At 32.0% G+C, this 1711-nt stretch carries 2 protein-coding genes; both read left to right on the top strand.

The features are described from left to right. Positions 1–285 (top strand): lipoprotein BA_5634 family protein (locus AC06OU_RS08070; RefSeq protein ID WP_475855112.1); only part of this gene is annotated, 285 nt, incomplete at its 5' end. Positions 286–484: 199 nt separating this feature from the next. After that, positions 485–1357 (top strand): DMT family transporter, encoded by an 873-nt coding sequence (locus AC06OU_RS08065; protein WP_475855110.1) that lies wholly within the window; start codon positions 485–487, stop codon positions 1355–1357. The last annotated feature ends 354 nt before the right edge of the window (positions 1358–1711 follow it).

Here is a 1711-nt window from a genome sequence, read left to right as displayed (position 1 = left end):
ATAATTAGTTCTCTTTCGAAAGTTTCAGAAGGTGAAGGATTACTTTTTGCAAAGGAAAGGGTGGAAAAACTGGATGCTATGGAAAACGTAAAATATGAAGGCAATTTAATCATTGGTGAAGGTAGAACATACACAGATATGTTCCTAATCGTCAATGATGCAGATTGGGATTCCATAAAAGGTATAGAAAAAACGATGGCTGTACTCGAATATGATAAAGATCCAAGTGCTGATGGATTGAAATATGATGTAGAAAAAACTCAGCTAGTAAGAATAGAAAAATAATACAGTAAGGACTGTCTATTACTTGGCAGTCCTATTTTATTTTCTAAGATTATGAGAATCTATGCGAATTGAAATTACTTTGAGATAGTTTATAACAAAAATTAAAAAAATTTTTATTGTCTAGTTGATATTGTGAAAAAGTAATAATATGATTCTTATATTGATATATTTTTGCTATGAATTAGAGAGAAGGTCTAACATGAGGAAATATAAAGGTGAATTATTAATGATTATTACCGCTGTTATGTGGGGGAGCGGATTTGTGGGAATGTCAGTAGGCTTAGAACATTGGAGTGTAATGCAATTAATGGCGCTCCGTTTCACATTAGCAACAGTTCTATTAGCCATTATTTTCTCTAAAAAACTAAAACTTATTTCAAAAAGTGTTTTCTGGAAAGGTTCTATATTAGGTGCTATTTTATTTATTGCGTTTTCATTACAAACACTAGGGCTTGAGTATACAACTCCATCTAAAAATGCCTTTTTAACAGCGATTAATGTGATCATTGTACCTATTATTGCTTACATCATTTATAAACGTCGATTCGACCATTTTGAGATTTTGGCAGCCATCATTGCGATTGTAGGTATTGGATTTTTATCTCTACAAGATTCACTTACCATTAATCTCGGGGATATGTTATCGATACTGTGCGCATTCGCGTTTGCATTTGATATTTTTTATACGAATATCTTTGTAAAAAAAGATGATGCATTAGCATTAACAATCGTCCAATTCTTCGTAGCTTCGATTTTTAGTTGGATTGGTGTTCTTACACTTGGAGAAATTCCTACTTCTGCAAGTGTGGAGGGTATTTTAACCATAATATATCTGGCTGTTTTTTGTACGCTAATTGCTTATGTATGTCAAAATATTGGAATGCAGTATGCAGATCCAACAAAATCTGCGTTAATTCTGTCGACAGAGTCCTTATTTGGAACCTTTTTCTCTGTATTATTATTAGGTGAAATTTTAACAGGGAGAATGATTTTAGGATGCTGTCTGATTTTTACTGCTATTATTATCGCAGAAGTGAAACCATCCTTTAAAAAGTCTATAATAAACGCTTAACAAAAAAACTGGGCTTGCATTCTATGTGCAGCCTGGTTTTTTATTTATGGTGTAAAAGCCTAATTATCAACACTGTTTTTACCATAAGGGTCTACAATCTTAACAAATATAAATTATTCAAAGCATTTATAAGGATTCAATATATATGATAAAGGAAGTGTCTGTACAAACCAATGAGTGTTTAGTTTTGGTTAATATAATACTTATCGTGACTTAGAAGTTCTTGAAACGTTCAAAGAGTATAGTTTTCTTTATTTTTAGTATGCGAATATGCCACAAGTGAAGTATAGTTAGGCGCGAAGGGTGAGAAGAATACCTTTCTCAATACGTCTTTAAAGATGAAATGCAAAGTAC

The sequence above is a fragment of the Psychrobacillus sp. genome (assembly GCF_056205495.1).
The sequence above is the reverse complement of the archived record's forward strand: the minus strand, read 5'-3'. Positions and strand labels throughout refer to the sequence as shown.

Coding starts and splice junctions, on each gene's coding strand:
- AC06OU_RS08065 (WP_475855110.1), top strand. CDS start 485: ATGAGGAAATATAAAGGTGAATTATTAATGATTATTACCGCTGTTATG.